Here is a 6,552-nt window from a genome sequence, read left to right on the forward strand (position 1 = left end):
CTAGGCGTCGGCGGCGGGGGCGTGGAACCTCTGCTGGGTCTCGGTGAGGCCCTTGTCCATCAGCATCTCGACGGCGTCGGCGGCGTCCTCCAGCAGGACCGGGAGGGCCTGCGCCTCGGCCTTGGCGAAGGGCTTGAGGACGAAGGCCGCGGTGTCCATGCGGCCGGGGGGACGCCCCACGCCCACGCGCACCCGCAGGTAGTCCTTGGTGCCCAGGGCGCGGGAGATGTCCCGCAGGCCGTTGTGACCACCCTCGCCGCCGCCGCGCTTGAGCTTGACGGTGTCGAAGGGGATGTCGACCTCGTCGTGGACCACGATCAGGCGCTCCGGGTCGACGTCGTAGAAGCGGGCCAGCCCCGCCGCCGGGCCTCCCGAGGTGTTCATGTACCCGGTCGAGGCGGCGAGCACCACGCGGGGGCCGCCGATGCCGAGCCGGCCCTCGAGGACCTGGGCGCCGGAGCGGTGCCGCTTGAAGCTGCCGCCCACCCGCTCCCCCAGGACGCGCAGGACCATCTGGCCCACGTTGTGGCGGGTCGCCGCGTACTCCGGGCCGGGATTGCCCAGCCCCATGATCAACCAGGTCTCGGACACGGTCGGTTCTCCTCTGAGGGTCTCGGGCCGCGGCCGGCGCGGCCGGCCTGCGGGCGGATACGGGTACGGCCCGCCGATGCGCAGATCGGCGGGCCGTACGCGGGGTCCTGGGACTAGGACTCGTCGGAGGCGGACTCCTCGGCCGCCTCCTCGGACTCCTCGCCCTCGGTCTCGGGCTCCTCGCCCAGGTCCTGCTCGACCTCGGCGTGGACGTTCACGACGGCCATCTCGGGCTCGGACACCAGGGTGACGTCCTCGGGGAGCTCGATGTCGGCGGCGGTGATGTGCTCGCCGTCGGTGCGGCCCTCGACGGAGACGGTGACGTACTCGGGGACGTCCAGGGCGTCGACGTCGACGACGATGACGGTCTCGGGCTGGGTCAGGATGTTGCCCGGCGCGATCTCGCCCTCGACGTGCACGGCGACCTCGACCTCGACGCGCTCGCCGCGGCGGACGGTCAGGAGGTCCATGTGGTAGATCTCGGGACGGATCGCGTGGCGCTGGGTGTCCTTGATCATGGTCAGGTAGTTCTTGCCGGCCACGTCCAGGGACAGGATGGCGTTGGCGTGGCGGGCCGCGAGCATGGTCTCGTGGCCGGGCAGCACGACGTGGACGGGCTCCGCGCCGTGGCCGTAGATGACGGCGGGGATCTTGGCGTCGCGGCGGATGCGGCGCGCTGCGCCCTTGCCGAATTCCTCGCGGGGCTCCGCGGAGAGCTTGATGCGGTCAGCCATGGTGGGCCACCTTTCGTGTCGGTTTGTGGATCGAGCCAAGCTGGTTCGCACTGGCTCGGTCCGCCCGGTGCGCGCACCGGGTCTCGCCGACCAGCCACCGTCGATCACGGAGGACCCGCAGGTCCTCCCTCGCCTTGGCATACCGACCCATTATGAGCGAACCGGCCCCCGCGCGCAAGCGGCGGGGGCCGGTGGGAACCGAGCAGGCGACGGGCCGCGGCCGGGGACCGCCGGGACGGGCCCGCGGCGGGCAGGTCGTCGGCCCCGCGGTCAGCTGACGCCGTCGAAGAGGCTCGTGACGGAGCCGTCCTCGAAGACCTCCTTGATCGCGCGCGCGATCAGCGGGGCGATGGACAGGACCGTGAGGTTCTCGAACTGCCGCTCCTCGGGGACGGGCAGCGTGTTGGTCACGACCACCTCGTTGGCCCCGGAGCCGGCCAGGCGCTCGCACGCGGGACCCGAGAAGACCGGGTGGGTCGCCGCGATGATGACGTCCTTGGCGCCGGCGTCCTGCAGCACCTTCACGGCCCCCGAGATGGTGCCGGCGGTGTCGATCATGTCGTCGATCAGCACGCAGGAGCGGCCCTCGATGTCGCCGACCACGGTCTTGGACACGGCCTGGTTGGGCACGTTGATGTCGCGGGTCTTGTGGACGAAGGCCAGCGGGCAGCCGCCCAGCAGCTCGGCCCACTGCTCCGCGACCCGCACGCGCCCGGTGTCCGGGGAGACCACGGTGACGTTGTCCAGGTCGACCCGGCCGCGCACGTAGTTGGCCAGCAGCGGGATCGCCATGAGGTGGTCCACGGGGCCGTCGAAGAAGCCCTGGATCTGCGAGGTGTGCAGGTCCACGCTCATGATGCGGTCCGCGCCCGCGGTCTTGTACAGGTCCGCGATCAGGCGGGCCGAGATGGGCTCGCGCCCCTTGTGCTTCTTGTCCTGGCGCGCGTACGGGTAGAACGGCGAGATCACGGTGATCCGCCGGGCGGAGGCCCGCTTGAGTGCGTCGATCATGATGATCTGCTCCATGAGCCAGTCGTTGATCGGCGCCGGATGCGACTGCATGACGAAGCACTCGGCCCCGCGCACGGAGTCCTCGAAGCGGATGTAGGTCTCGCCGTTGGCGAAGTCGTAGGCCGAGGTGGGCAGCAGGTCGCAGTCCAGCGACTCGGCGACCTGCTCGGCCAGTTCGGGGTGGGCTCGCCCGGAGACGAGCACCATCTTCTTCTCGCCCGGATTGGTCATGGTCCCGGTCATTGATTCAGCCTTCCTTGCCGCTGTCCGTGGGGTGCGCTTCGCGGGCGCTGCGGGCGGCCTCCGCCGCCGCGGTGCCGGCCCGCTTCTCCTCGACCCAGCCCTCGATGTTGCGCTGGGGTGCCTCGGTGATCGCCAGCGCGCCCGCGGGCACGTCCTTGCGGATCACGGTTCCGGCGCCGGAGTAGGCGCCGTCGCCCACGGTCACCGGAGCCACGTACATGTTGTCCGAGCCCATCCGGACGTTGGAGCCCACCCGCGAGCGGTGCTTGCTCACGCCGTCGTAGTTGACGAAGATCGAGGCCGCGCCGATGTTGGAGTTCTCCCCGATCGTGACGTCGCCCGCGTAGCTCAGGTGCGGCAGCTTGGAGCCCGCGCCGATCTCGGCGTTCTTGGTCTCGCAGAAGGTGCCGATCTTGCCGCCCTCGCCCAGGTAGGTGCCCGGGCGCAGGTAGGTGAAGGGGCCGACGCTGGCGTCCTCCCCGATCTCGGAGTCGGAGCCGTGCGTGCGGACCACGCTGGCGCCCTCGCGGACGATGACGTCGGTCAGCGTGGTGTCCGGCCCGACGGTCGCGCCGGTCTCGATCACGGTGGTGCCGTAGAGCTGCGTGCCCGGCAGGATCGTGACGTCGTTGCCGACGCTCACGGTCGTGTCGATCCAGGTGGTCTCCGGGTCGACGATCGTGGCGCCGCCCCGCATGCAGGCCTCGGTGACCCGGCGGTTCAGGACCCGGCCGAGCTGCGAGAGCTGCACGCGGTCGTTGGCCCCCTCGACCTCCCACCGGTCCTCGACGCTCAGCGCGGCCGTGGTGCGCCCGTTCTCCCGCGCGATGCGCAGGACGTCGGTCAGGTACTTCTCGCCCTGGGCGTTGTCGTCGGTGACCGAGCGCAGGGACTCGCGCAGCACGGCGGCGTCGAAGGCATAGATGCCCGAGTTGACCTCGGTGATCGCGAGCTGCTCCGGCGTCGCGTCCTTGGCCTCGACGATCGCGGTGACCTCGCCGTTGGCGTCCCGGAGGATGCGGCCGTAGCCGCCCGGGACCTCGAGGTGCGTGGTGAGCACGGTGACCGAGCTCTTGCGCTCCTCGTGGAAGCCGATCAGGTTGCGGATGGTGGCCGCGGTCAGCAGGGGCACGTCGCCGTAGGTCACGATGACGGTGCCGCCCAGGCCCGCGGGCACGACGGCGTCGAGCGCCTCGACGCCCACCTCCACCGCGCGGCCGGTGCCGGGGACCTCGTCCTGGTCCACGATCAGCGCCTCGGCGTCGAAGTCGGTGACGTGCGAGGCGACGCGGTCCCGCTGGTGGCGGACCACCACGGCGAGGTGCTCGGGCGCGAGCTCTCGGGCGGTGGCCACCGCGTGCTCCACCATGGAGCGCCCCCCGATGGGGTGCATGACCTTGGGCAGTGATGATCTCATGCGGGTTCCCGCGCCGGCGGCGAGGACGATGACCGCGGACGGCATTCCCTGGGTTTCGACGTTCAAGGTGCTGGGGACTCCTCGTGCTGCTGCGACAGCCCGCGCGGGGTGCGCCGGCTCGTGGTGCTGCGACGGCCCGCGCCGGGTGCGCGGGCTCGTTCCGCCTCTAGGACTCGAACCTAGACAAACGGCTCCAAAGGCCGCTGTGCTGCCATTACACCAAGGCGGATCGTCCGCATCCCGGCGTGTACGAGGACCGCCCGCGCGGACGGTTACTCATGCTACCAAAGGCCGCCCCGCCGCCACGGCCCGGCGTCTCAGCACGTAGGCTGGGTCCGTGGCACATCTACTCGGCGGCGAATCGCTGCACATCCAGTTCCCCACCCGCACCGTCTTCGAGGGCGTGACCGTGGGGCTCGACGAGGGCGACCGGATCGGGATCGTCGGGCGCAACGGCGACGGCAAGTCGACCCTCATGGCCCTCCTCGCGCAGCGGCTCGCGCCCGACTCCGGGCGCGTCACGGTCCGCTCGGGCGTGCGGATCGGCTACCTCGACCAGTCCGACGTCCTGGACGAGGACCACACGGTCGGCGAGGCGGTCGTCGGCGACACCCCGGAGCACGAGTGGGCCTCGGTGGCGAGGATCCGCGACGTCGTCTCCGGGCTGCTGGGCGACCTCGACTGGAACGCCCCGGTCCCCTCCCTCTCGGGCGGCCAGCGCCGCCGCGTGGCGCTGGCGAAGCTGCTGGCCGGGGACTGGGACGTGCTGATGCTGGACGAGCCCACCAACCACCTCGACGTCGAGGGCATCACCTGGCTCGCCCGCCACCTGGCCCAGCGCTGGCCCAAGAACTCCGGCGGCCTGCTGACCGTGACCCACGACCGGTGGTTCCTCGACGAGATCTGCACCGACACCTGGGAGGTGCACGACGGCGTCGTCGACTCCTTCGAGGGCGGGTACGCCGCGTACGTGCTCCAGCGCGTGGAGCGGGACCGCCAGGCCGCGGCCGCCGAGGCCAAGCGGCAGAACCTGATGCGCAAGGAGCTCGCGTGGCTGCGCCGCGGGGCCCCGGCGCGCACCTCCAAGCCCAAGTTCCGGATCGACGCCGCCAACGAGCTCATCGCGGACGTCCCGCCCGTGCGCGACCGCGTCGAGCTCTCCCGGATGGCCGTCTCCCGCCTGGGCAAGGACGTGGTGGACATCGAGGGCGCCTCGGTCTCCTACCCCCTGCCCGGCGGCGGGGAGCGGAAGGTGCTGCGGGACGTCACCTGGCGAATCGCGCCCGGGGAGCGCACCGGGATCCTCGGGATCAACGGCGCGGGGAAGTCGACGCTGCTGGGCCTGGTCACCGGGGCGGTGGCGCCGGACTCGGGCCGGGTCAAGCGCGGCACCACGATCCGGGTCGCGACGCTGACCCAGCAGCTCGACGAGCTGCGCGACGTCCAGGACGAGCGCGTCTCCGACGTCATCGGCCGCAAGCGGACCACGTATGTGACCGGCGGCAAGGAGATGACCCCGGGCCAGCTGCTGGAGCGCATGGGCTTCACCAACGCCCAGCTCGCGACGCCGGTGCGGGACCTCTCCGGCGGGCAGAAGCGGCGCCTGCAGCTGCTGCTGATCCTGCTCGACGAGCCCAACGTGCTGATCCTCGACGAGCCCTCCAACGACCTGGACACGGACATGCTCGCGGCCATGGAGGACCTGCTGGACACCTGGCCGGGCACGCTGCTGGTGGTGACCCACGACCGGTACCTCATGGAGCGGGTCACCGACCAGCAGTACGCGGTCATGGACGGCGGGCTGCGGCACCTGCCGGGCGGGATCGACGAGTACCTGCGCCGGCAGGAGACGGCCGACGCCGCGCGCTCCTCCCAGCCGAGCTCCAGCCCGCTGGGCGCCTCGGGGCCGGCCGCGACGGCGTCGGGCCCCAGCGGCGCGGAGATCCGCGAGGCGCAGAAGGAGATCAAGGCCATCGACCGCAAGCTCGCCAAGCTCGCCTCGACCCGGGAGGAGCTGCACGAGCAGATGGCCGCGCACGACCAGTCCGACTACGCCGGGCTGGCCGAGTTCGGGAAGAAGACCCGGGCCGTGCAGGACGAGATCGACGAGCTGGAGCTGCGGTGGCTGGAGCTGTCGGAGGTCGCCGGGTAGCCTCCGGGACGCACGGGCGCGTCACCCCCACCCGAGCTCGTGGAGCCGCTCCTCCGGGATGCCGTAGCAGTGCGCGATCTCGTGCATCAGGGTGATGTGGATCTCCCGGCGCAGCTCCTCCTCGTCGCGGCAGGCCGCGACGAGGTTCTCCCGGAACAGCACGATCCGGTCCGGCATGTTCCCGTAGCCGTAGAAGCTGCGCTCCGTCAGCGAGATCCCCTCGTACATCCCCAGCAGGTCGCTGCCGTCCTCGGGCCGGTCCTCGATCAGGAAGACCACGTTCTCGAGGCGCTCGAGGGCCTCCTCGGGCACGGCGTCGAGCGCGTCGGCGACCAGGGACTCGAACTGATCCGGGGTGATGTGGAGCATGGGTCCAGCCTATCGAGCGGGCGGCGCCTCCCGGC

6 protein-coding genes and 1 tRNA gene are annotated in these 6,552 nt (G+C 71.5%); 1 reads left to right on the forward strand and 6 read right to left on the reverse strand.

The window, feature by feature from the left end:
- The 5 genes from pth to NBM05_RS12800 form a co-directional block, all read right to left on the reverse strand.
- Positions 1–591: an aminoacyl-tRNA hydrolase gene (gene pth, locus NBM05_RS12780; protein WP_254168140.1), complete on the reverse strand. Its 591-nt coding sequence runs from the start codon at positions 589–591 to the stop codon at positions 1–3.
- Positions 592–704: 113 nt separating this feature from the next.
- Positions 705–1,325, reverse strand: a complete 621-nt coding sequence (locus NBM05_RS12785) for a 50S ribosomal protein L25/general stress protein Ctc (protein ID WP_254168142.1) — start codon at positions 1,323–1,325, stop codon at positions 705–707.
- A gap of 270 nt (positions 1,326–1,595) precedes the next feature.
- Complete coding sequence (locus NBM05_RS12790; protein WP_254168144.1) at positions 1,596–2,579, reverse strand: ribose-phosphate diphosphokinase; 984 nt, start codon at positions 2,577–2,579, stop codon at positions 1,596–1,598.
- Positions 2,580–2,583: 4 nt separating this feature from the next.
- Positions 2,584–4,041 (reverse strand): bifunctional UDP-N-acetylglucosamine diphosphorylase/glucosamine-1-phosphate N-acetyltransferase GlmU, encoded by a 1,458-nt coding sequence (gene glmU, locus NBM05_RS12795; RefSeq protein WP_254168154.1) that lies wholly within the window; start codon positions 4,039–4,041, stop codon positions 2,584–2,586.
- A gap of 113 nt (positions 4,042–4,154) precedes the next feature.
- Positions 4,155–4,225: transfer RNA gene (locus tag NBM05_RS12800), tRNA-Gln, on the reverse strand.
- Positions 4,226–4,333: 108 nt separating this feature from the next.
- Between NBM05_RS12800 and NBM05_RS12805 the strand changes: the two genes are divergently transcribed.
- A complete protein-coding gene (locus NBM05_RS12805; protein ID WP_254168146.1) occupies positions 4,334–6,148 on the forward strand; it encodes an ABC-F family ATP-binding cassette domain-containing protein in 1,815 nt (604 codons plus the stop codon).
- Positions 6,149–6,169: 21 nt separating this feature from the next.
- Here the strand turns inward: NBM05_RS12805 and NBM05_RS12810 are convergent, their stop codons facing one another.
- Complete coding sequence (locus NBM05_RS12810; RefSeq protein WP_254168148.1) at positions 6,170–6,517, reverse strand: metallopeptidase family protein; 348 nt, start codon at positions 6,515–6,517, stop codon at positions 6,170–6,172.
- Positions 6,518–6,552 lie beyond the last annotated feature (35 nt).

The organism is Rothia santali (genome assembly GCF_024199905.1).
In the GTDB taxonomy this organism is placed as follows: Bacteria; Actinomycetota; Actinomycetes; order Actinomycetales; family Micrococcaceae; genus Rothia; species Rothia santali.